General features: G+C 35.3%; 20 protein-coding genes. 5 read left to right on the forward strand and 15 right to left on the reverse strand.

Features of this window, described 5'->3' with window-relative positions; translation table 11 throughout:
- Nucleotides 1-347 precede the first annotated feature (347 nt).
- The gene (locus tag MHH73_RS20350) at nucleotides 348-1,010 is read left to right on the forward strand and encodes a hypothetical protein (RefSeq protein ID WP_341069044.1); all 663 of its coding nucleotides are present in this window, start codon (nucleotides 348-350) and stop codon (nucleotides 1,008-1,010) included.
- A gap of 44 nt (nucleotides 1,011-1,054) precedes the next feature.
- Here the strand turns inward: MHH73_RS20350 and MHH73_RS20355 are convergent, their stop codons facing one another.
- A complete protein-coding gene (locus MHH73_RS20355) occupies nucleotides 1,055-1,960 on the reverse strand; it encodes a DMT family transporter (RefSeq protein WP_341069047.1) in 906 nt (301 codons plus the stop codon).
- A gap of 118 nt (nucleotides 1,961-2,078) precedes the next feature.
- On the opposite strand from MHH73_RS20355, the gene MHH73_RS20360 reads away from it, so the two are divergent.
- The 4 genes from MHH73_RS20360 to MHH73_RS20375 all read left to right on the forward strand — a co-directional run bounded on the left by MHH73_RS20360 (nucleotide 2,079) and on the right by MHH73_RS20375 (nucleotide 6,257).
- Complete coding sequence (locus MHH73_RS20360) at nucleotides 2,079-2,786, forward strand: ArsR/SmtB family transcription factor (protein WP_341069050.1); 708 nt, start codon at nucleotides 2,079-2,081, stop codon at nucleotides 2,784-2,786.
- A 588-nt stretch (nucleotides 2,787-3,374) separates the two neighbouring features.
- Complete coding sequence (locus MHH73_RS20365) at nucleotides 3,375-5,171, forward strand: T7SS effector LXG polymorphic toxin (protein ID WP_341069053.1); 1,797 nt, start codon at nucleotides 3,375-3,377, stop codon at nucleotides 5,169-5,171.
- A 5-nt stretch (nucleotides 5,172-5,176) separates the two neighbouring features.
- Nucleotides 5,177-5,656 (forward strand): immunity protein YezG family protein, encoded by a 480-nt coding sequence (locus MHH73_RS20370; protein WP_341069056.1) that lies wholly within the window; start codon nucleotides 5,177-5,179, stop codon nucleotides 5,654-5,656.
- A 325-nt stretch (nucleotides 5,657-5,981) separates the two neighbouring features.
- A complete protein-coding gene (locus MHH73_RS20375; RefSeq protein WP_341069059.1) occupies nucleotides 5,982-6,257 on the forward strand; it encodes a hypothetical protein in 276 nt (91 codons plus the stop codon).
- A gap of 307 nt (nucleotides 6,258-6,564) precedes the next feature.
- On the opposite strand, the gene galE is transcribed toward MHH73_RS20375, so the two are convergent.
- From galE to MHH73_RS20445, 14 genes are all read right to left on the reverse strand, one after another.
- The gene (gene galE, locus MHH73_RS20380) at nucleotides 6,565-7,554 is read right to left on the reverse strand and encodes a UDP-glucose 4-epimerase GalE (RefSeq protein ID WP_341069062.1); all 990 of its coding nucleotides are present in this window, start codon (nucleotides 7,552-7,554) and stop codon (nucleotides 6,565-6,567) included.
- 17 nt (nucleotides 7,555-7,571) lie between these two features.
- Nucleotides 7,572-8,666: a non-hydrolyzing UDP-N-acetylglucosamine 2-epimerase gene (gene wecB / locus MHH73_RS20385; RefSeq protein WP_341069065.1), complete on the reverse strand. Its 1,095-nt coding sequence runs from the start codon at nucleotides 8,664-8,666 to the stop codon at nucleotides 7,572-7,574.
- A gap of 32 nt (nucleotides 8,667-8,698) precedes the next feature.
- A complete protein-coding gene (locus MHH73_RS20390; protein WP_341069068.1) occupies nucleotides 8,699-10,174 on the reverse strand; it encodes an MOP flippase family protein in 1,476 nt (491 codons plus the stop codon).
- A gap of 122 nt (nucleotides 10,175-10,296) precedes the next feature.
- Entirely contained in the window at nucleotides 10,297-11,430 is a 1,134-nt protein-coding gene (locus tag MHH73_RS20395; RefSeq protein WP_341069071.1) for a glycosyltransferase family 4 protein, read from the reverse strand.
- Nucleotides 11,427-12,719 (reverse strand): O-antigen ligase family protein, encoded by a 1,293-nt coding sequence (locus MHH73_RS20400; protein WP_341069074.1) that lies wholly within the window; start codon nucleotides 12,717-12,719, stop codon nucleotides 11,427-11,429. The genes MHH73_RS20395 and MHH73_RS20400 overlap by 4 nt, the downstream gene beginning before the upstream one ends.
- Nucleotides 12,706-13,923, reverse strand: coding sequence for a glycosyltransferase (locus MHH73_RS20405; RefSeq protein ID WP_341069076.1), 1,218 nt, complete (start codon nucleotides 13,921-13,923; stop codon nucleotides 12,706-12,708). Before MHH73_RS20405 ends, MHH73_RS20400 begins: the two co-directional genes overlap by 14 nt.
- A gap of 128 nt (nucleotides 13,924-14,051) precedes the next feature.
- Complete coding sequence (locus MHH73_RS20410) at nucleotides 14,052-15,095, reverse strand: glycosyltransferase family 4 protein (RefSeq protein ID WP_341069078.1); 1,044 nt, start codon at nucleotides 15,093-15,095, stop codon at nucleotides 14,052-14,054.
- Nucleotides 15,096-15,106: 11 nt separating this feature from the next.
- Nucleotides 15,107-16,426 carry a nucleotide sugar dehydrogenase gene (locus tag MHH73_RS20415; protein ID WP_341069082.1) on the reverse strand — a complete coding sequence of 440 codons (1,320 nt, stop codon included), beginning with the start codon at nucleotides 16,424-16,426 and terminating at the stop codon, nucleotides 15,107-15,109.
- Nucleotides 16,401-17,693, reverse strand: coding sequence for a glycosyltransferase family 4 protein (locus MHH73_RS20420; protein WP_341069085.1), 1,293 nt, complete (start codon nucleotides 17,691-17,693; stop codon nucleotides 16,401-16,403). The genes MHH73_RS20415 and MHH73_RS20420 overlap by 26 nt, the downstream gene beginning before the upstream one ends.
- A gap of 3 nt (nucleotides 17,694-17,696) precedes the next feature.
- Complete coding sequence (locus MHH73_RS20425) at nucleotides 17,697-18,314, reverse strand: acetyltransferase (protein WP_341069088.1); 618 nt, start codon at nucleotides 18,312-18,314, stop codon at nucleotides 17,697-17,699.
- Complete coding sequence (locus MHH73_RS20430) at nucleotides 18,311-18,955, reverse strand: sugar transferase (protein ID WP_341069090.1); 645 nt, start codon at nucleotides 18,953-18,955, stop codon at nucleotides 18,311-18,313. Before MHH73_RS20430 ends, MHH73_RS20425 begins: the two co-directional genes overlap by 4 nt.
- The gene (locus MHH73_RS20435; RefSeq protein ID WP_341069859.1) at nucleotides 18,955-20,070 is read right to left on the reverse strand and encodes a DegT/DnrJ/EryC1/StrS family aminotransferase; all 1,116 of its coding nucleotides are present in this window, start codon (nucleotides 20,068-20,070) and stop codon (nucleotides 18,955-18,957) included. The genes MHH73_RS20430 and MHH73_RS20435 overlap by 1 nt, the downstream gene beginning before the upstream one ends.
- Before the next feature lie 500 nt (nucleotides 20,071-20,570).
- On the reverse strand, nucleotides 20,571-21,455 hold the full coding sequence (gene galU / locus MHH73_RS20440; RefSeq protein ID WP_191816054.1) for a UTP--glucose-1-phosphate uridylyltransferase GalU: 885 nt from the start codon (nucleotides 21,453-21,455) through the stop codon (nucleotides 20,571-20,573).
- A gap of 16 nt (nucleotides 21,456-21,471) precedes the next feature.
- Entirely contained in the window at nucleotides 21,472-23,292 is a 1,821-nt protein-coding gene (locus MHH73_RS20445) for a polysaccharide biosynthesis protein (RefSeq protein ID WP_191816056.1), read from the reverse strand.
- Nucleotides 23,293-23,406: the final 114 nt, after the last annotated feature.

A 23,406-nucleotide genomic window follows, 5' to 3' on the forward strand; every position in this document is an offset into this window, starting at 1 on the left:
TATAAATATTTAACTCCGTATCAGATGCCATTCCCTAGACAAAATAGCCTTCTCACTAAAAAAAGTAAGAGACATAGTAATTAATATTTAAAAAATGACTATTTACCAATGCAAAACCATTCACAAATAGGTAATTTCATCATAATTTATCTAGACACTTTATGGAGATTTGAATGAGGAGGCACAACATGTATTATTATTACGGTCCATTCGGGCCACAACCTTATAATCAACCTCAGGCCAATAATCACAACGCTCGCGGCTTACCCGGAGGATTTCCTGGCGCTGGTGGCTTTTCAGGAGGAGATGGCCCCCCATCAGGCGGCGCACCACACTTAGATGATTTCATGCCGAGCCAAGGCTCACCTAATAACGGCGGCGGGTTGCCTAACTTAGGTGACTTGATGCCAGGGCAAAATAATGGGGGAAGTATGCCCAATCCAGCTGACTTCCTACCGGGACAAAATGGAAATGGAGGCGGCATGCCAAACTTCCAGGAATTATTACCAGGACAAAACGGCTCCAACAGTAATGGCGGAGGGTTACCGAACTTACAAGACATCCTTCCTGGACAAGGAGAATCCGGAGCAAATGGCGGCATGCCAAGCTTAGAGGACCTAACCGAACTCCTCCCACAGCCGAACGAGTCAAACGGACAAAGCGGGCAAACACAAGGCAACAGCGGGACAAATGGCAACGGACAATCAGGTGAAAACGCTGGCGAGGAAGGAGCAACAGCCCCTGCCTTACCCGCACCACCATCACACTATATCGTCAACAAATATTACTCTCTACTCAAAAACCCACAAACCGCCAAAAACATTCTACAAAGCAAAGGTTCCGCCTGTGTAAACAAATGGAGCATCATCCAACTAACCGACGGGCAAATTCTATTAATGCATATCACAGGACACGACGCAAACGGGCAAACACAAGGCGTATTTTGGCCATCTGGCCGGTATGGTGCATTTGGTAGTAGTGATATTTCGGGGTATAGTTGCAGAGAATGAGTGAATAAAGGTCGCTTTAGGATGGCGACCTTTTTGTTTAGTTATTATCCACTTTTTGCTTTATTTTGAACGAAACGAATGTCGCCTATCACTTCTTTTTTGAAAGTAATATTTACGAGATAAATACCTATTAAGATAAATGAGCCCCCAACTAAAAGTGACAAAGAAATCGGTTCATCAAGCAGGACAGATCCAGTCAAAACACCAAAGAATGGAGCTAAAAATAAATAGGAACTCGTCCTGCCTGGATCGCCTTTTTGTAAAAGGAAATACCAAACCGCAAATTGCACGATAGAAGACATAATACTTAGCCATAACAAAATAAATACTGAATGCCTCGTCACATGGAAGAATGGCTCTTCCAGTACGCTACTTAACAATAAGAGAATGCCACCGCCAAGCAACATTTGATAGGCGGAAAGCACCCATGTATCGAAATGCCCACTCCAGCGATTAACTAATAAAGTAGACATTGCCCAAAAAACAGCAGAAAAAGCCCCAAACACAAGACCAATCCTAAAATCACTAATACCCCCTAATGTAATTCCTACACCTATGAAGCCCAAGACAACCCCACTCCACTGATACCATTTATAACGGTGACCCAATAAAATAGTGCCAAAAATAATGACCAATAGCGGATTCATAAAAGTTAAAATAGAAGATTCACTGGCTGTTATCGTTCTTAAGCTGATAAATATGCATCCCATGACCCCAGCCGTTTGAAACGACCCAATCAATAGCACTCTTCCCCAATTTTTCTTGCTACTAGGGTGCTCCCTCTTCTGTATCATCACAATCACCATCATGATCAAACCAGCTAGAAAAAAGCGTAAACCTGCCAATAACAAAGGAGATGAGTAGCCTAACCCTATTTTCCCTATGGCAAAAGATGAACCCATTAGTGCTGTAGTCAAAATAATTAAAGTAAAAAAATTAAATTTCTTCATGTATATGACCCTCCCCAAAAATATCCCCACCTACCTTGTAAATAGGTTTTCTTTGAACTATTATAAAACCTATATCATACGATACTTATCGAAGTATGGATTACAGAGGTGTGAAAAAATGAGTATACATCCGAATATTACGGCACTAACGGCGCTACTTGCTGAAAAATCTAGAGCCACTATACTGGCAGCTTTAATGGATGGGAAATTCCATACAGCAAGCGAACTAGCCTACATGGCCACCATTAAACCCCAGACAGCCAGTTTTCATCTTGCCAAACTAGTAGAAAACAATCTCGTAATCAGTGAAAAAAATGGCCGATTTCGCTATTTCCGTATAGCAAATGATGAAGTGGCCAACACACTAGAAATTTTCATGTCCATCTCCCCTCCACCTGAAGTTCGCTCTTTAAAACAATCAAGCCAGCTAAAAAGATTAGAAAACGCCCGAACTTGTTACGACCATTTAGCCGGACGTCTGAGTGTGAAACTAACCAATATCATGGAAGAAGAAGGATATATTGAGAAAGCCAACAAGCGATTTATCATAACAACAAAAGGCGAGCATTTTTTCAAAGAATTAGGGATAGATGTAATTGCGCTATCCAAAAAACGCCGCTCCTTCTGCCACGCCTGTCTTGACTGGAGTGAACGTACACATCATTTAGGCGGCGCTTTAGGGAATGGCTTATTTGAAAGATATCTTGAATTGGGGTGGATAGAATCTAGAGAAAACTCGAGGGAAATTGTTTTAACCAACAAAGGGATATCCGGTTTTAGGGACTTTTTTGGACTGGAACATGATTTACTGGTAAAAACAAAATAAGCGAAGATATTTTAGAATACGTTTGATATGAATGTTTCAAGGAATGAGCTGAAGGAGGTCTGCTATTTGTTGACTGCCTTCTTCTTTTCTCAATATCATTTAAGCCACATCTTTTATTAACACCCTACCACTTAGCATACGATTTAATGATACGATTCCCTTTAAATTGAACTATCCATTCTTTTGCATTTTCTAGGCGATCCGCCCGTCCCCACTGTTTCCTTCTTGGGAAATTGTCCTTATTTTTCTTCTTACCCAAACAAACGAATAGAGGTGCATAATGTGGAGAAAACCCATCCATTTTATCTATACACTAACAGGCCGAATTACGGCTGAGAAAAAGCAGGAAGTGATCACATCACTAAAACCAGGAATCGGGTTTGTTGAATAAAAAACGTAACTCAGTTGGGCAAGAGTGCATTTGTCTTGTCCAATTGTTATGTGCCAGAAAATTGCTTCATATATAGTAAAAATAAACTACTACTATCCTCATATTGAACTATTTACCCATTACTCCTACAATTTACATATATATTTCCAATTTTAACAAATGGCCATATTTGTACGAGACCTACGAGGTGACATATAATGAAAGTATTAGATGCTGATGAGTTACATTCGGGCATAAATAACACGCAAAATGGATTGAAGCACTTAAGAAACCAGCTCGAAACGCTAGAAATGAGCATCCTTTCTATTAGTAGCTTAGAAAGTGAGCTCCGCGGGGAAGGCGGAAATTCCATCTGCGCGTTTTACAAAGACGTCCATCTCCCCTTTCTCCAATCGATGAAACAAATGGTAGAACAATATGAAGCAACATTAAAGGAACTTACCCAATCATTACGTTCGTTAGACTCATCTAGCCGAGCAATGATACGAGAAAGCTTCCTTCAACAAGACCTAGCCCAAAGCATCAGAAGAACAGAAAACATCACAAGCGACTTAACAGACGAAGGCAACCGCACCATACAATCAGTCGGTGATATCGTCTCCTTGCCACGGTTGGATGATAACCGATTACACCAACATGCCGAGTCGGCCAACAATCAAATCAAACAAACCGTAGAAAGATTACATCAATTCGACCAACAACAAACAAATAAACTAGAAGCAACTGCCCAAGACCTATCAAGACTCAAAAGCACCATCAGTGAAATCCAAACATTATTCCAAAATGGGACACTTAGTCTATCAACCTATCAGCCTAATCAGCTCGCTCACCTATTAAACAATCCAGTCATTGGCGGCATGTCATTATCACAAACCTATGGACCAATGGCACTCGGAATGATGCCAACCTATGCCCCACTTTCATCGATGAACTTTGCCTTTGGTGGTCAACCCGTCAAGGATGTCGAATCCAACCAATCAAACTTAGGTTGGCTTTCAACTGGTTTAGACTTTGTACCAGTTCTTTCTAATATCAAAGCCGGTATCGAAGCCACCACAGGAACCGACTTCATCACCGGAAGAGAAATCGGCAACCTAGAAAGAGCCGCCCTCGTCGCCGCAATCTTCGGTGGACCACTCGTCAAAGGCGGCATCAAAGTCGTGAAGTGGGGAGGAAAACTCTTCAACAAGTTCAAGAATGTCCTCAACCCAAAGAAAGTCAAATCAGTAGTTGATGGTATCTTCAGTAAGGTGACCCAAGGATTTAACGCACTGAGGAACACAGCCGCTGAATTGACGAAGAAGATGGCGGATATACGGATACCGTTGCCGGTGCAGAATCAGTATGCGTTGGCGGGTGGCAGTGGTGCATCAGGTTTGGGCTTTAGATCAACAACAGTAGGCGAAATGGCGTCTGGCACGATGGTGAGGATGAGTAGTTCGGTTAGAGATGGGGTTGGTAAGGGTACGGGTAATGGTAATATAGTCAACGAAGTTAAAGAAATTGATTTTGGAAAGCACATAATAAAAGGTGAAAATGGTAAGAAACAACTACTCCCAAATACTAAGTACGTAACCAATGATAACTACAAATATACTACCGATGAACTTGGACGTATTGTAAATGTAGATGCTCCCGAACTTGTATTGAAAAAGGCTAATAGAAATAAATATGCTCAGGCAAATGTAGGGGGAAAAGACAGATTACCGGATGATGATGGCGGACATTTAATAGGGGCACAATTTAATGGTCCTCCTGATATTGATAATCTTGTACCACAAAATAGTCAAATTAATAGGAGAGGTGGAGTTTGGTACGAAATGGAGGCTGAGTGGGCCAATGCATTGAAAGAGGTACCGCCCAAGAAAGTCTCTGCTAATATTGAACCGATCTATTCTAATAATTCAATGCGACCGGATTCCTTTATGGTCGAATATGAAATTGAAGGCCAATTTCCAGTGATTCGCGAGATTGCAAATAAATTAGGAGGCTGATATTGATGAGTTTTGAAACAAAATTAAACGAGTTATATAAAGAAATTGCACACCAGGTTAATGATATGATTCCAACTGAATGGGATAATTTCTGGTTTAATGGTGAAGTTAAGGAGGAAGAAGGAGGAGTTTTCTTCTTTTTTACGCCTAAAGGTGAGGAACAACACGTTTTTTCACATTATATTCCAAAATTATATAGTGTAGATAAGAGGGCTTATAATAAAGAACTACATAAATTATTTCAACTAACTGTTGAACTCCAAAAAGTTTTTACTGATAATGACCAAGATCCTTGGTTTTCAGTGACATTAATATTAAATGATACAGGTAAATTAAACGTACATTTTGATTATATAAATTGGCATGAAAGTGAATTTGGTCCAACAGATAGAATTAAGTATTTTGAATATAAATATATAAGTCACAACAAAGAACAGCTAGATTTAGATTTAATAGAGAGAATGAAGGAATTTGAAGAAAAGTAAACAATAAAGCACTTGGTTGCCTTTTAGGCAACAGGTGCTTTTATTTTTGGTGAAGTAAGAACAACATGAATAAGACCAGTTTGAAATTCAGAGCTCATGAAGGTAGTATTTCATGGAGTATTGATCTGAGGGATATAGAGGCTAAAACTGGACAAAAGGTTAATAAAGAGCAGATTCATCTTATAAAAGAAGCCTTGAGAACCAAAAACTATGAAAAATTGACACCAAATCCAAGGAGGTAAAAATAGCATATGGCTGATTTTGAATTTATTAATGAGCAAGAAAATAAAACTTATAAGGTATCTGAAGGTGGTGAGAGAAGCAAATGGATACGAAACAAAAGTTAATTGACCAAATTAAAATTGTAATCCATAGACTCGAAACAGACTATAAGAAGGATATAAATGGTGGGGTATTAAACCTTATATACACCAGATATAATGATGCATTAAGAATATTAGAAAGTCACAAAGATTTAAAGGGGATAAATATTTTAGGTGGAGTACGTGCATACATGGACAGTTACATTGATTATCAAAACATACTTTTACAAGAAATGCATACAGCAGAAAATTTAATTAAAGATTTACATATAAGTTAAAAATAATACTTTGTATTGGCTAAACGTCAAAGGTAGTCTTAGTGCTTTTTGATATAGGCATTTCAAACCATACTTGAAAAACAAAGGAAAGAATGAAAGTCATGGATTTCCGAGGTGGCCTTATTAGCTGTTTCATTCACATTTTAGTTTTAATAGGCCACCTCTCCATTTAAATTCTAATTCTTTAATATATGCATAAAGTATTGAGAAAAATTTTTCTAATCATAGGGAAGGTTGTGTAATACTATGAAACCATCAAAAATATAGACTGCTTGGTTCTTGAAGCATCGGTATAACAAGAAGTGAACTATTTCTTTGCATAACCATCCGGGTTATTCCTGTGCCAATTCCATGCATCAGAAATAATTTTCTCTAAAGAATTAAATTGAGGTTTCCAGCCTAGAATGTCTTTAGCTTTCTCTAATGAAGCAATTAAGACAGCTGGATCTCCTGCTCTTCTCCCTTTTACTTCCGCTGGTATTGAGTGTTTAGTAACTTGTCTAGCCATATCAATCACTTCTTTAACTGAGTATCCATTTCCGTTACCTAGATTAAATACTTCACTGGGATTATCTTTTCTTAAATACTCTAAAGCTTGATAGTGAGCTGCTGCTAAATCCATGACGTGAATATAATCTCTAATACAAGTACCATCTTCTGTTGGATAATCATCACCAAACATATAAATTTTGTCTCTTTGTCCAAGTGGTACTTGTAAGATCAGAGGAATCAGGTGAGTTTCTGGATGATGGTCTTCTCCAATATTGCCACTTCCATGGGCTCCTGCAGCATTAAAATATCTTAAAGAGACGTATTTAATACCATAGCCTTGATCAAACCACTTCATCATTTTTTCCATAGCCAGCTTAGTCTCACCATAAGTATTCGTTGGATTGGTTTCATTATCTTCAAGAATAGGAATGTTCTTAGGTTCTCCATAGGTAGCTGCTGTTGATGAGAATACTATTTTTCTAACATTATTATCCTTCATAACATCTAATAGACACATCATGCCATATACATTGTTATGGTAGTATTCATATGGCTTTTCCATACTCTCTCCAACTAGAGAGTTTGCAGCAAAGTGAATAACTGCCTCTATATTATGAGTTTTAAAAACCTTGTCCAAAGCCTCTTTATCTCTAAGGTCAATATGATAGAAATCTTCTATTCTAACAGATTGCCTATATCCGCTCTGTAGATTATCAACAACGGTCACATCTTCATTTTGTTCTATGAAGTAACTTACTGTATGGGAGCCAATATAACCTGCTCCACCGGTTATTAAAATAGACATTTCCTTTTTTGTGCCCCCTAAACTTCCAAAACATCAGCTATTCTCTTACTTGCAAATCCATCTCCATATGGATTGCTTGCTTGACTCATTTTTTCATACTCTGTTTTATCTTCAAGTAGTAATTTACAGGTCTTATATATATTCTCTTCATCTGTCCCAACCAGCTTTAATGTTCCAGCAGCAATACCTTCTGGGCGCTCAGTTGTATCACGCATAACTAACACTGGCTTACCTAAACTCGGAGCCTCCTCTTGAATGCCCCCACTATCAGTTAATATTAAATATGATCTTGATAGGAAATTATGAAAATCCAATACTTCTAATGGCTCAATAATTCTTACCCTATCGTTATTTCCTAGTATTTCATTAGCAGCTTCCCTAACTACCGGATTCATATGAATTGGATAAATTGCCTTAATATCCGGATTTTCATCAATAATCGTTTTAATAGCTTTAAACATATTTTTCATTGGTTCACCAAGATTTTCTCTTCGATGAGCCGTTATCATAATTAGTCTGCTATCTGACGCCCAGTCTAACTGATCATGATGATAATCATCTCTAACAGTTGTTTTAAGTGCATCTATGGCCGTATTACCGGTTACATGTATAGTTACAAGATCTTTACCCTCTTTAAGTAGATTTTCTTTGGACATATCTGTTGGAGCAAAGTTATACTTGGCAACAATTCCTACAGCTTGCCGATTGAATTCCTCGGGATATGGAGAATAAATATTATATGTTCTAAGTCCGGCTTCCACATGACCAACTGGAATTTGCAAATAAAAACATGCTAAAGACGTTACAAATGTCGTTGAGGTATCACCATGAACTAAAACTACGTCTGGTCTTACCTTATCTAATACAGCTTTCATTTTTTCTAAAATGTTTATAGTGACATCGAATAGAGTCTGTTTTTCTTTCATGATGGATAGATCAAAATCCGGAACCACATTAAAAGCATCTAGGACTTGATCTAACATCTCTCTATGCTGACCTGTAACACAAACAACAGTATCTAATTTATCTCGTGTTTTTAACTCTTTGACTAAGGGGCACATTTTAATAGCCTCTGGCCTTGTTCCGAATACAACCATGACTTTTTTCTTCATGACTTCCTCCTCAAAAACCCTCTTTAACTTTTTTACCTTTCAACAGCGTTATCCCGTCTAAAAAATTTATTTTGAACAAATCTTTTTAGTTCAACGGTGATATCCTTATTAAATTTAAGCGACAAAATTAAATAAATAAGTAAACCTATAATAATTTGTACTATAAGATTTGTCATACTACTTTCAAATTGAAAGAAAGCACTACTTGTAAATACTATTACTCCCATAACAATACTAATCCAAAGCGCTGACCACATACTTCCTATATATTCAACTAAACAAGGTCCAATTAGACCCCTAATAATTATTCTATAATTTAATATACAATATATAATTTCTAGAAATAGATATGCTATCGCCACTCCAACTACGCCACCATAGAATAGACCTAAAAGTATGCCTGGAACTTGTGTAAACATTAATAATAGGTTCCATTTAAATCCAAGATCTGCTCTCCCTTTTGATAACAATAGTGAACCTGCAGGGTTTCCAGTGGATCTTAATAACCCTACACCTGCTAAAATTTGAATTAGGAGGATACTATTTGACCATTCTTCTCCAAATATAGTTGGTACGAAGAGTAATGATGTAGATGCCAACCCTATGAAAATAGGGAAGTTTACAAAGCTTAAGATATTGAGTATTTGTAAGTAACCTTTTCTTAACTTGCTATTTTGATCCTGGACCTTTGAAAATATAGGAAAAGCTACTCTTGTTATAATAGGATTAATCTTTGAAACTGGAAGGATGATTAAATTATACGCTAACGTATAGTAACCAAGTGCTTCTGGTCCTAGAAATTTCCCAATAACAATATAATCAAGGTTTTTATTAAAGTAGTTTAGAGTTCTTTCGCCCATTTGGTATAGTCCAAAGCTCAGAAAACCTTCAAGATCTGATTTATTAAAATGTATTTGTGGTTTCCAATCACGACCAACAAAAGCAACTAATAATACTACTTTTATCGTCGCATTAGCTAACTGTCCCCAAACAATAGTAATAACACCATATCCTAAATATGCAAAAGTTATTGTAGTGATAGTACCAACTAAAGTTGAAATAACCTCTATTTTTGCAAGATAGTTAAATTTTAATTCCTTTTGTAATAAAATTTGAAATTGCTGTCCAAATGGTGTAATAAGAAAAATAGCAGCTGCCCAATAAATTAATTCTTGAATCTTCGGCTCTTGGTAAAAGGATGCGACAAACGGAGAGATTATGATTAATAATATAAAAATAACTAAGCCAGCAAAAATATTTAGCCAATAAAGACTTGATAGCTGCTTTTTAGTGATACTTTGCCTATGAATTATTGCATTAGATATTCCCATATCAGCAAATGCTTGTGAAAAACCTATAACAATCATGACCATACCCATTAAACCTAAAGCTGATGGTCCTAATATCCTAGCGATTAAAGCTAATTGAATAAATTGCAATATCATATTTATTCCAGTAGATGTTGTTGTCCATTTTGCTCCACTTAATGCCTTTTGTCTCAGTGTCATTATATTTCCTTTCAAACGGCTTCAATTTTCCTAAAAAAGTTTAATTTTTTAATTTATTGCTTACACAAATTATACATATAGAGTAAATGATATTTTCGATTTTAGATGATCATTTCCAATAACTAAACAATATCATCATAGATTGATTTATGTTTCTCTGTATTAGCATTTACAGTGTAATTATTGATAAATCTATTAAGAAACCATTCTTTATCTTTGTTTAGTGAATCAATATTAGATTTATAAAAGAGAATACGTTCAGAAAATGCATTTACGTCACATTCTAAAATATTTTCCTCTTTTCCTATTACTTCAGGTAAACCACCTACATTCCGCCCAATGACGACACATTTTCTACTCATAGCTTCAATAGCTGTTCTTCCAAAGGATTCCCTATCTGATGTTAAAATAAATATATCCGACATATAATATAAATTAGACATAACTTCTTGTGTTACATTATGAAAAATTACATGCTTAACGTCTAAATCTTCTATCTCCGAACAAAACTGTTTAAATGAATCCTCTTGTTCTTGACTCATTGTAGAAATTGCAAATACAAAAAAAATATCTTGGCTTTTCAAATTAAGAACAATGTCTTTTGCTAGACTCCAATTTTTATAAATACTCATTCTTCCCGAAAACATAATAGTAAAGAGGTCCTCACCAATGTGATTATTTTTTTTAACTTTATTATGCATTCTTGAATCATATTTTTCATATATTTCGCCCGCTGAATTTGGAATCACACTAACATTTGCTTTTCCTATATGGTTTTGCCAGTAAATACTACCGATATTTGTTAAACTTACTATCTGGTCATACATCATATTTATGAGTAATAACGAAATTAATCTCATAGGCCAGCGATATGTCACTACTTGATCCCGATCTGTATAAATCAATTTAATATTAGAGGGAATTGCTTTTAATAATTTCAATAATCCAACCGCCCAGGCAGCCCTAGGCATATGAATATGAACAATATCTGGTTTCAACTTAATTAATTCTTTTTTTAGTTCTCTTACCAATTTTATTGCCTTCAAAGGTTGATTAATGAATAAAGGAAACCTATCCTTCAGCTCATTAATTTCTATAGTTCTAACACTATCATTAATAGTGTAATCTTTATCTTGAGCAGGTAAAATCAAAAAAGTATCGCTGTAATTTTTTGAAATTTCTGTCGCGATTGAACATGTTGATATCGGTGCCCCACCGTTATCAGGATGGGAGTCTATGATATATAAAATCTTCATACTTTAACTCTCCTATCAGAAGAATATTTAGTACTATTTTCCTGTAGATATCTTGATATTAAAGGGAGTACTAAAAAAATTGCAAATATAATACCGTATGATTGAATAGGATTAAGAAAGCCTAAGAGAAGAAATAACAAAGAACAAAAAATAAAAGAATTTCTAACTTTCGTACCTTGTAACCTTCTTTTTATAATCATTAGACTATAAAACATAAAGATAAATATTGGCAGAGATCCAATAATTCCGTACCGTCCTAAGTCATCAATAAACTGAGAATGATTACCAATCATATTATGATCATGATAGTATGCTCCAAAGCCAATAAAAGGGTTTGACAGAAATCCATTTATACTAGTTTCCATTAACAGTGTCCTTATACTAGCTGATTCAATATCAGAATTCCCCTCTAAGATACCTATGACGGACATAAGTTTATCTTGAGTCATTATAGATGGTGTGATATCTCTTATATATTCTAATATTCCAATTAAGGTTGTCAGTAATATTGGGAATAATATCCCCATAATACTCGCTACAGTGATAAAAACAAGATATATATTTTTATAAGATGTAAAAAATGCAAGAAATATTGCAATTATTAAGAATAAATATGCAGTTGTAAAATTCGAAAGAGCTAAAACCGATATTGCTGCAGTTACTATAATTAATAAAGGAAGAAACAATTTTGTTTTAAAGGATTGTTTTAAACCCATGAGTAATATCGGAATTAAAAGTATTGTCCCATAAATAAAGTCAAATCCAGCAACATTTCTAGATTCTAAATACCTTATAACTTCAGTTGATGTTGACGCGCTTGTTATTAACCTAGATACGTTTATATCAATTAGTAAATTATATGCAGTAGTAGCAGCAGTAATAATAAAGCAAAAAGCAATAAATTTAATAATAATATTTACTGAAGTACTACTACCTTGAGAAAAATAGAAATACCCCATATAAACAAATACGAACAATAGTATAGTGGGCACTAATTGAGTAATCTTCATATCACCATAACCAAATAAGTAATATAAAAGCATAGTAATTATATACACACTACCAATAAGGCTAATTCCCAAAAGATTATAAAACCACTTTCGACTTAATAGTAAACTAGTTAAAAACCACATTACTACCACTAAAAAAAACAACAGCTGAAAAACACCTTGATTTGTCATACTTCTAAATACAGGAACTATGATCCAGGCACAAATATACAAGCAAAAAATTAAGTTAAGTTGTGTTATTAACTTGTTATTTTTTTTTTGATAGTTAGTTGCTACCAAACCTTTTCTCCTCCAAATTAGCTCTTATAACATGCTTTATTTTATTTGGCAATAGAATCTCTAATACTGTTCTTTTATTTAGGTTCTTTTGCTTGTTTTGTTCTTTTTTAATCCATTTATCGATATTTATAATAGAATGTTCTTGTAATGGTGCCTTCTCAAAAATTTTATTAATATCTTCTTTTCTATCCATTATATTATGATTGAATTCTGCAAAATCTCTAGCATCTTTTTTAAATTTATTCAATTCTTTCCTATTATCGCAATAATAATTCATTGAATTTATAAGAGACTGTTCATTAACAAAAGCTGATGGCCAATAATACCCATCTTTTCTCGCCCTTAAAAGTTCAACATCTACTAATCTACCATTCTTTTCGTTAACAACCTCATTCATTGGAGGGTTATCTGTTGTAATTACAGGCAACCCACATGCTAATGCTTCATATATCGTTAAGCCAAGGCCCTCAAGAATTGTAGGATAGACATATACATCCCCTAAGTGATATAAACCTGGAGGAGGCACTTCCTTAATAACAATTTCAATATTATACCTTTGTGCTTCTTCTTTCTTAATAATATGTTCTATATTAACTTGTGAATGTATAATCAACTTTGCATTCTTTTCATAAAACTTTCCATTTATAAATGCCTTTACTAAGCTGTTAGTTCCCTTTCTTCCAGACATACCCATAGAATGAAAGAATTTAATTTCACTATTATTTTTGGGTTTTTCATCATATTCAAAAATATCTAAGTTAGTTCCCCAAGGGACATAATATGCACCTTTATGCCATTCAAAAACTGAATAGTGCCTCTTAGTATTACAAATCAAAAAATCATAAACTTTATATTCATCTACTGTTCCCTCTGTATAATAGTCAATGTATGCTCCAATTTTAATTTTTGGAAAATATTTCTTAGTCTTCAATACACAAATAAGATCTGTTTGCTCATTAAATAAAATTGCATCTAATTGATTCTCTTTAATCCAGTAAGAGAAGTGTTTCCAGTCAATCTTTGTTGAACCTAGCCTTAAACCCCATGTTACAAAATCATTAGCAAATTTAGGATTATTTCTTTCGTATTTCTCTCCACCTCTTGCATATACATAGAGTTCATGATCGTCTAATAGGCTCATGTATGTCTTTGTAACATAAGTCGCCCCTCTCTCTAACCATGTGCTAACAAATCCAATCTTCATATATCCTCCCCCACTTCACCTGTAAATTATAAACCGTACAATTATTTAATTTTGAGTTAATAAATACTTCGAGAACCTATATTTCATTTTAAACAATTCAATAAAAAGTGTAGGAGTTGCAATAACTTTTAATCATTAAGACATTTATACAAATACTCAATTGCATTTTCAGGAGTATATTTATATGCTTCATCGATACATTTTTCACGCATATATTTAATTTCCTCTTGATTTTCCATATAATACAATAGGGTTTCTGCTAGTTTCTCTACATTTTTACATGGTATTATTCTCCCTGTCTTTCCATCTTGAATTAATTCTGAATTATACCGCCAATCTGATGCAACGACCGGTAAACCTGAAGCAAAAGCATCTAATATAGTCCCAGCAAACCCTTCGCCTATATAGTATGTTGGGAATAACATTAGATAATAGTCTTTCAAAATATCAACAACTTTATTATATGGTATAACTCCTTTATAATTGATATAATCTGGTGAAGCTGTCATTATTTCATGGAATGTATCTTCATAATCTGGAGCTATCTGTCCATATATATCTAATACATACACTTCTCTTCCTGCACTAGAGTTTATCTTTATTACAGCATTTATTGCATCTTCAATGCCTTTTTCTTTTAACACTCTAGAAAATGTACATAATTTAAATGGCTTTTCACTAACCATAGATAGCTCACTTTTACTAAGAATACTTATCTTTTTAAAATTAGGCATTACTGAAACATTATTTAAACCCAATTTTTGAAGTTTATTGGACATAGATAAAGTTTCTACAAAGATACAGTCAAAATTTTTTAGACCATTCAAATATTTCCTTTGATTATCTAAATAATCCGGAAGCCACCCACCTATTACAACATAGTAAATCCTTCTTTTAAAAATTCTATTTAAGATAATAAATAATGGAATAAAGATTTTTAGCCCGTTTTGGGCAGGAAGCATAATAACACTTTTAGAATTTTTAAAAATCGATATACAACGTAACAATAAAGCAAAAGGATTCCCTTTCCAATTATAAGTATCCATGTAAGTTACTTCATCTGTCCCAAAAAGATTTTGTAATTCTTCTGTTAAAGTTTTAGTTTTTACTGTTTGCCCATCGTAAAAATCTTTTCCTTCTCCAAAATGCCCGCATATTCCCACTCGATGCATAAGTATACTCCTTACAGTCTCCAATAAATATATTCATTTTTCTCAATCATATTTTTATTTAAAATACCCTTTACATCTACAATAACCTTTTCTTTATTTGGCAACTTCTTAAACATATTATCTATCTGTTCCATGGATAATTCCCTAAACAAATCATGTGCAACAGAAAATACAATACAATCCGCACCATTTATCATATCAAAAGGAACCAAGTCCACCCCATATTCATATTTAGCTTCCACAGGATCTGCATAAGGATCGACTACAGTTGGCTCAATTCCGTATTCATTAAGACGTTTAATGATATCCTCCACTTTTGAATTACGTGTATCAGGACAATTCTCCTTAAAAGTTATACCCAAGATAACAACTCTTGCTTGTTTTACTACCTTGTTTGCTAAAATCAATTTTTTTATAATTGCATCCGCAACAAATTCTCCCATACCATCGTTAATCTTTCTTCCGGACAAAATAATTTGTGAATGATACCCTAACTTTTCAGCTTCATATAAAAAATAGTAAGGATCAACACCGATACAGTGACCACCAACCAATCCAGGTGAAAATTCAAGTGCATTCCATTTAGTATTCATTGCTTCTACAACTTCTTGCGTATCTATACCCATACGATCAAAAACAATAGCTAATTCATTCATAAATGCAATATTTATATCACGTTGACTATTCTCTACAACCTTTGCTGCTTCAGCTACTTTAATAGAACCGGCACGATGTACTCCAACCTCGACAACCAACTCATAAACATTAGCAATTTCCTCTAAAGATTCCTTATCCATGCCGGAAACAATCTTTGTAATATTCTCTAATCTATGTACTTTATCACCAGGGTTAATACGTTCTGGAGAATAACCTACTTTAAAATCTACTCCACATTTAAGGCCTGACTCTCTTTCAAGAATAGGAATACAAATATCTTCTGTTACTCCTGGATACACTGTAGATTCATACACTACAATTGACCCTTTAGTAAGATTTTTTCCAATTGTTCTACTTACACCTTCTATAGGAGTCAAGTCGGGTGTTTTATCTGCTTTTACAGGTGTAGGAACAGCCACAACATGGAATTTTGCCTCCTGTAACTTAGTTGGATCTGAAGTAAAATCTACTGTAGTATGTCTTATAGCTTCATCACCAACTTCATTGGTTGGATCTATTCCATCCTTATACTGCTCAATCTTTTCGGTATTAAGGTCGAATCCGATAACATTAACCTTCTTAGCAAAAGCAACCGCTATAGGCATTCCTACATACCCTAATCCAATGACTGCTATTTTTTCCTCTTTATTAACTAGTTTGTCGTACAGGTTCATTAGTTAATTCCTCACTTTCATCTACACTTTCAATAATATTAATCAGTTTCTCTGTTAATCTATTAAAATCAAATTGATAAGCAGCTTCTCGTGCATTTTTCCCCATTAAACTATTTTTTCTTTCATCACTACTAGCTGCAATTATAGCTTTAGCGATTTCTTCTGCGTTTTGTACCGGGGCACTAACTCCGCAATTGAATTTTTCACAGATACTATAACCTGTTGTATATGTTTGTACGATACATTTCCCAGCTGCCAAATATTCAAAAAATTTATTCTGACTTTGGCCATACTTATCAAGTGATGTACTTGAATTATGAAGTATATTAATGTAAGACTTTTTAAGAATCGAAGGTATATATTTCTTTTCTACTCGTCCTTTAAATATGACATTAATTATGCCTTCCTCTTTACAGCGTTTTTGAAGTGGCTCACTTTCATCACCTGAACCATATATTAAGAATCTAATGTCTTTCTTACCTTGGTTTTGAATTATTTTTGCAGCATCCAACACCATTCCAAGGTTATTTACTTTCCTTATAGAACCAGCATATACAACATTTTTATAGTCTTTATTATCTAGATCTGAATCTATTACCTTATGTTCTTCACTGTTTTTATCAAATTTATTAATTACTACCCCATTACTTATATGTTTTACTTTATTTAGATCTATATGATTATTCCATTTTTGATCCATAATATATTGTTTGCCTCCCTCCCATGTCATAATGATAGAGTCGGCATTCTTATATATCCATTTCTCGCCTTGGTATAATATTTTAGCAATTACACTATTTCTTTTTAAAGCACCATACGCTACAATACTTTCTGGCCAAAGATCTCTTACTTCACAAATACATGGAACCCCTAATTTTCTTGCTACTTTTATTCCTGCAACTAAAGTAAGAGGATGCACACTTGAAGCTAATATCACATCCGGCTTCCCATATTGTTCTGCATATTCTTTCGATATAGACAAAAGATTCTTATAAAATGAAAACATGTTTTTAATCCGCTGTCGCCCATTACCAATATATTGAGGTGTTTTCACAAATACAAAGGGGATTCCATTACTCATATCTGAAGTATAAATATTACTACCAGTATCAAAATCTTCATTTAAGTTATGCACTGTAGATGCACAAAAAATAGTAGGGTTATAACCTTGTTTCACTAAATTTTCTGCAAACCAATAATGTCTTCCCGCTTGGTCTTTATACATGTTTGTAGCATAATGATTCCAAATCCAAATATTTTTTTTCATACTTTATACTCTCCTAACCGGAACACCAATATATATTCCGGGTTTAGATATGTCCTTAACCACAACAGCACCTGCACCAACTGTACAACCGTTGGTGATATTTATATTATTACTAACTACACTGCCAATACCTAACCAAGTTCCTTGTCCAACCTTGACCGTACCTGCTAAATGGGCACCTGGGGAAATATGTACAAAATCTTCTATACAGTTATCATGGTCGATTGTAGAGCCGGTGTTAATAATGCAACTTTTTCCTATTTTAGTACAGCAGTTAACTACTGCTCCTGCCATTACAACTGTTCCATGCTCTATTTCCACTTGATTTCCGATTACCGCATTCGGGTGAATTAATACAGGAATACTGGCCTCTACTGTTTCCAGCATTTCATGAATCCTTTGTCTTGTACCATTATTACCAATACCAACAAATACTTCATACTCAGCCAAATGAGAAAAAACATCATCTGATGTTCCAATGACTTCTAAACCCATCGATGATTTAAGGCTTTTGTCGTCATCTAAAAACGCAATGTTTTGCCATTTATTCATTTTCAATGCTATATCTGCAACAACTTTTCCATGGCCGCTAGCCCCAATTATTAAAAGGTTGTTTTTCATATTTCCATTCTTTCCTTTTTAGTTCCCTTAAAAGGCTCAATCGTAGCAGCAGTTTCTGAATTAATACCTTCTCTGACGAAGACCTTTTTTATGGTTAAAAAGATTATCTTCCAATCCTTAATGAAACTTACATTCTCTACATACTCAACATCTAGATTAAATTTGTCTTCCCAACTAATCGCATTTCTACCACTAACCTGTGCCAAACCAGATAACCCCGGCCTTACTTCATGACGTCGTTTTTGATGATTGTTGTATAACGGTAAATACTGCACCAATAATGGCCTAGGGCCAATTATGGACATATTACCCTTCAAAATATTAAGAAGTTCCGGTAGTTCATCAAGAGATGTAGAACGCAGTAACTTACCAAACTTCGTCAACCTAACACTGTCAGGTAGTAACTCCCCTTTATCATCTCTTTCATCCGTCATGGTCCTAAACTTATACATCAGAAAAACTTCTTCATTAAGCCCAGGTCGTTTCTGCTTAAATATCACAGGGCTACCTAACTTCGTTCTCACAAGTACAGCAACTATTAAAAATACTGGACTAAGAACAATAATAGCTATTAAAGAAAGTATAAAATCCATTGGTCTTTTCAAAAACGTTCTATAAATACCACCTTTGGATTTCTTCATTATTCTAACCATAGCCCTTTAATAGTTTTAACGACTCTTTCCAAATCCTCATCCGTCAACTTCGTATCAGACGGCAAACATACACCATTCTCAAACAAATTCTCTGATACACCATCACCAACAAAATCAAATTTCTCAAAGAAAGGCTGCAAATGGATGGGTTTCCATACTGGTCTTGACTCGATGTTTTCTGCTTCCAATGCTTCAAATATATCGATCGGTCTTACTTTACCAGTCAACGTCATCGAACTTAACCAGTAATTTGGTTCATCCCATTCATTACTAGGCATAAATTCAACACCTTCAAGCCCACCAAGCTCTCTTTTATAAAACTCAAAAATGTAGTTCTTTTTGGCAACTCTTTGATTTAACACTTTAAGCTGCCCTCTACCAATCCCAGCAACCACATTACTCATTCGATAATTAAACCCTAATTCGCTATGTTGATAATGTCTTGCTTGATCCCTTGATTGAGTAGCCCAAAATCTCGACTTTGCAATTCGCTCTTCATTATCAGAAACAAGCATCCCACCACCTGAAGTCGTGATAATCTTGTTCCCATTAAAAGAAAAGATGCCATAATCACCAAAAGTCCCTGTATGCTTACCTTTATAGTAAGTACCTAAAGACTCCGCAGCATCTTCAATAACAGCTACGTTATTTTTCTTACAAATCTCCATAATCTTATCCATATCTGCCGACAAACCATATAGATGAACAACAATTACCGCCTTCACTTCTGGATACTTTTCAAATGCTTCTTCCAAAGCTTTCGGACTCATATTCCATGTTTCGTAATCACTATCGATAAAAACAGGAATCGCATTTTGATAAATGATTGGATTTGCAGTAGCTGCAAAGGTAAGTGTTGGACAGAAAACAATATCACCTTCCCCAACTCCTACTGCTTTAATAGCTAAGTGAATAGCAGCTGTCCCTGAAGACAGTGCTGCTGCAGCTTTAGAACCAACCATCTCAGCAAGCTCTCTTTCAAATCCATTTACGTTTTCACCAAGGGGTGCAATCCAGTTTGTATCAAAAGCTTCCTTTATGTATTGCATTTCATAACCTTCATCACTCATATGTGGTGAGGAGAGGAATATTCTTTCTTTCACTTTTGTCGACTCCATCTTCTAGACTTCCTTCCCTTGTTAAGTTAAATATTAGTAGATTAGTACTTAATTAAAATTAGCTATTCTTCCATTCCAATCAACTACTAACCCACTAAACGTTATCTACACCGAAGACCACCTTGGAAAATCTATGCAATCAATCTCTATTTCACACAAAAATGATTGACAAAATCATTGCAAAGACCTGACTTTGAGATTCTTATCATCTTTAAACACAAAGAAAAAGCAGTTACAGCGAAATAGTCATAAACGCTTTTACCTTAAAATTACTAATAACTAGTAACTTTTCTCAACATATGTAGTTACTTCATATAAAATAACAGGGCATCCAACCCCACCTCACACCACACTACCGACAATCAAGTCTAAGGTCTATCCAAAACCCACAGCATAACCGAGTGCCTTCATTGATAAAGGTTAGAAGACATCACCTTTTTTGTTTTATTGATCGATTTTTTGTGAAAAAATCCGAGAATCTACTATTATATAGTGCTGTTTTTGTGTTCGTTTATTATTTCGTCTAGGAACGTTAGTAGTTCTGGTTGTAGTGCTTTGTTTTTGAGTGCCATTTCGATTGTTGTTTTGATGAATCCGAGCTTTTCGCCGACATCAAAGCGTTGGCCTTCGAAGTCATAGGCGAAGACGCGTTGGATTTGATTCAATTCCTGAATGGCGTCGGTTAGTTGAATTTCACCGCCTGCTCCTCGTTGTTGTTTTTCTAGGAACATAAAGATTTCTGGCGTGAGCACATATCTTCCCATGATGGCTAGGTTAGAAGGAGCTGTTCCTTCCGCTGGTTTTTCGACAAAGTGATTGACTTGATAGCGACGGTTGCTTTGTATCGCCGGGTCAATAATGCCATAACGATGGGTTTCCTCCATTGGTACCGTTTGTACCCCAATGATAGAGGACAGGGTTTCATCGTATTCATTGATCAGCTGTTTCAGACATGGTGTTTCCGCTTCAACAATATCGTCACCAAGGAGAACAGCGAATGGTTCGTCGCCGATGAATTTGCGGGCACACCAAACAGCATGTCCAAGGCCTTTCGGTTCTTTTTGACGAATATAGTGAATATCGACTTTTGATGGTTCTTTTACTTTTTCGAGTAAATCGAATTTTTGCTTTTGTAACAAGTTTTCTTCTAGTTCATAGGAATGGTCGAAGTGATCCTCGATTGCTCTTTTGCCTTTTCCTGTAACGATGATAATGTCTTCAATACCTGATGCTACCGCTTCTTCGACGATGTATTGAATCGTTGGTTTATCAACGATCGGTAGCATTTCTTTTGGCATCGCTTTTGTTACAGGTAGAAATCTTGTCCCTAAGCCCGCTGCTGGAATAATCGCCTTTTTTACTTTTTTCATTTCTACCACTCCTCATTTATTCGACTAGAGATAACATTTTATTCTTTCTATGATTAGCTAGATTCACGACAAACTCGCTGATTTCTTGCTGAGTCATCTTCGTAAATTCACTGATTAAGTATTGTATTTCGTTCTCTTGTTCTAAGACGGCTTTGCCAATAAAGATTTTTGGGAAAACGGCTTCATCATGTATTTCTTTCTCACCTAGTAGTTCTTCATACATTTTTTCACCAGGGCGGATTCCTGTATAACGGATCCCTATATCCTCAATATTATATCCGGATAGTTGAATTAAATTTTTGGCAAGGTCTACAATTTTTACTGGTTGACCCATATCAAGAACGAAGATTTCTCCACCCTTTGCTAACGAACCTGCTTGCAAAACCAATCTCGATGCTTCAGGAATCGTCATAAAGTAACGAGTCATATCTGGGTGTGTCACTGTTACGGGTCCACCTTGTTGAATTTGCTTCTTAAATAATGGAATGACACTGCCTCGGCTACCAAGGACATTCCCAAATCGTACAGCAACAAACTTCGTTTCGCTTTGTCGGTCGAGTTGTTGGACAATCATCTCGGCAATTCGTTTAGTTGAGCCCATGACATTTGTTGGGTTCACTGCCTTATCGGAAGAAATCATAACAAATGTGCCTACGGAAAAAGTATCAGCTGCTTCAGCTACATTTCTCGTCCCTAGGATATTATTTTTCACTGCTTCTTTTGGGTTAAATTCCATTAGCGGCACATGTTTATGTGCTGCTGCATGATAAACGACGTCAGGTTGATGTATATCCATGATTTCAAATATGCGATCACGATCTTGAATATCAGCAATGATGGGAACAATCTCGATGGTTTGTTCATACGCTTTCTTTAGTTCCATATCAATTTGATAAATCGAGTTTTCTCCATGTCCTAGTAAGAGAATCTTGCTCGGAGAAAATTTGCATATTTGTCTCGCTACTTCAGAGCCAATGGATCCTCCAGCGCCCGTAACGAGAACAACCTTATCGGTAATCTTTTTCGAAATACTATCCATATCCAGTTGTACAGGTTCTCTGCCAAGTAAATCCTCGACTTGTACATCGCGGAATTGATTCACGGATAGATTACCGACCATAATATCTTCAATTCTTGGCATGATAACGGTTTTGGCACTCGTTTGTGCACAAGCATCAAAGATTTTTTGCATTTCTTCTTTTTTTAAAGAAGGAATTGCAATAATAATCTTATCAATCAGCAAGGTTTCAACCTTTTCGATGATTTGATGAGACTGACCAACGACAGGCACATTATGTATTTGCAGTTTATATTTCGTTCGATTGTCATCGATAAAGGCAACCGGCAATATTCCTGTTTCTGGGTGATTGTTTAATTGTTTAACAAGCATGGTACCAGCAGCACCTGCGCCAATAATTAATGCTCGTTCCATTTGGTTTTGTGGCTTAATATATCGATCACGATAAATACGCCAAGAAAATCTTGATCCACCGATTAGGAGGACATGTAACATCCAAGTCATAATCATGGCACGATAGCCCACATGACCTACTAGCAGTTGTTGAAGAATGATAGTAACGACGATTGAGAAAGTTACTGCTCTAACAATGGCCAGTAGCTCCCCGATACTAGCATACTCCCAAGCCTTATCATATAACTTATAAATAAAAGCAAATACGTGATGGCTCACGAGTAGGCTAATGGACGTTACGAGCAATAGTTTAGAACTTAATAACTGCAAACTAGGATGCAAAGTAAAATAACTTATATATATAGCTGATAGCACAATGATGGAATCAAGTGCCACCCAAAAAGTCATCCTTTTTTGATAAGTCATTAGCCATCTCCCTCTTACCTAAATGATTTCTTTTTTAGGATCGGGGCCTACTTCATTATGTAAAATCGTTATCTGTAAACACCGGTTATAAGATAAAGGTTTTAGTCTTATATA

It is taken from the genome of Cytobacillus sp. FSL K6-0265, assembly GCF_038003465.1.
In the GTDB taxonomy this organism is placed as follows: domain Bacteria; phylum Bacillota; class Bacilli; order Bacillales; family Cytobacillaceae; genus Cytobacillus; species Cytobacillus stercorigallinarum.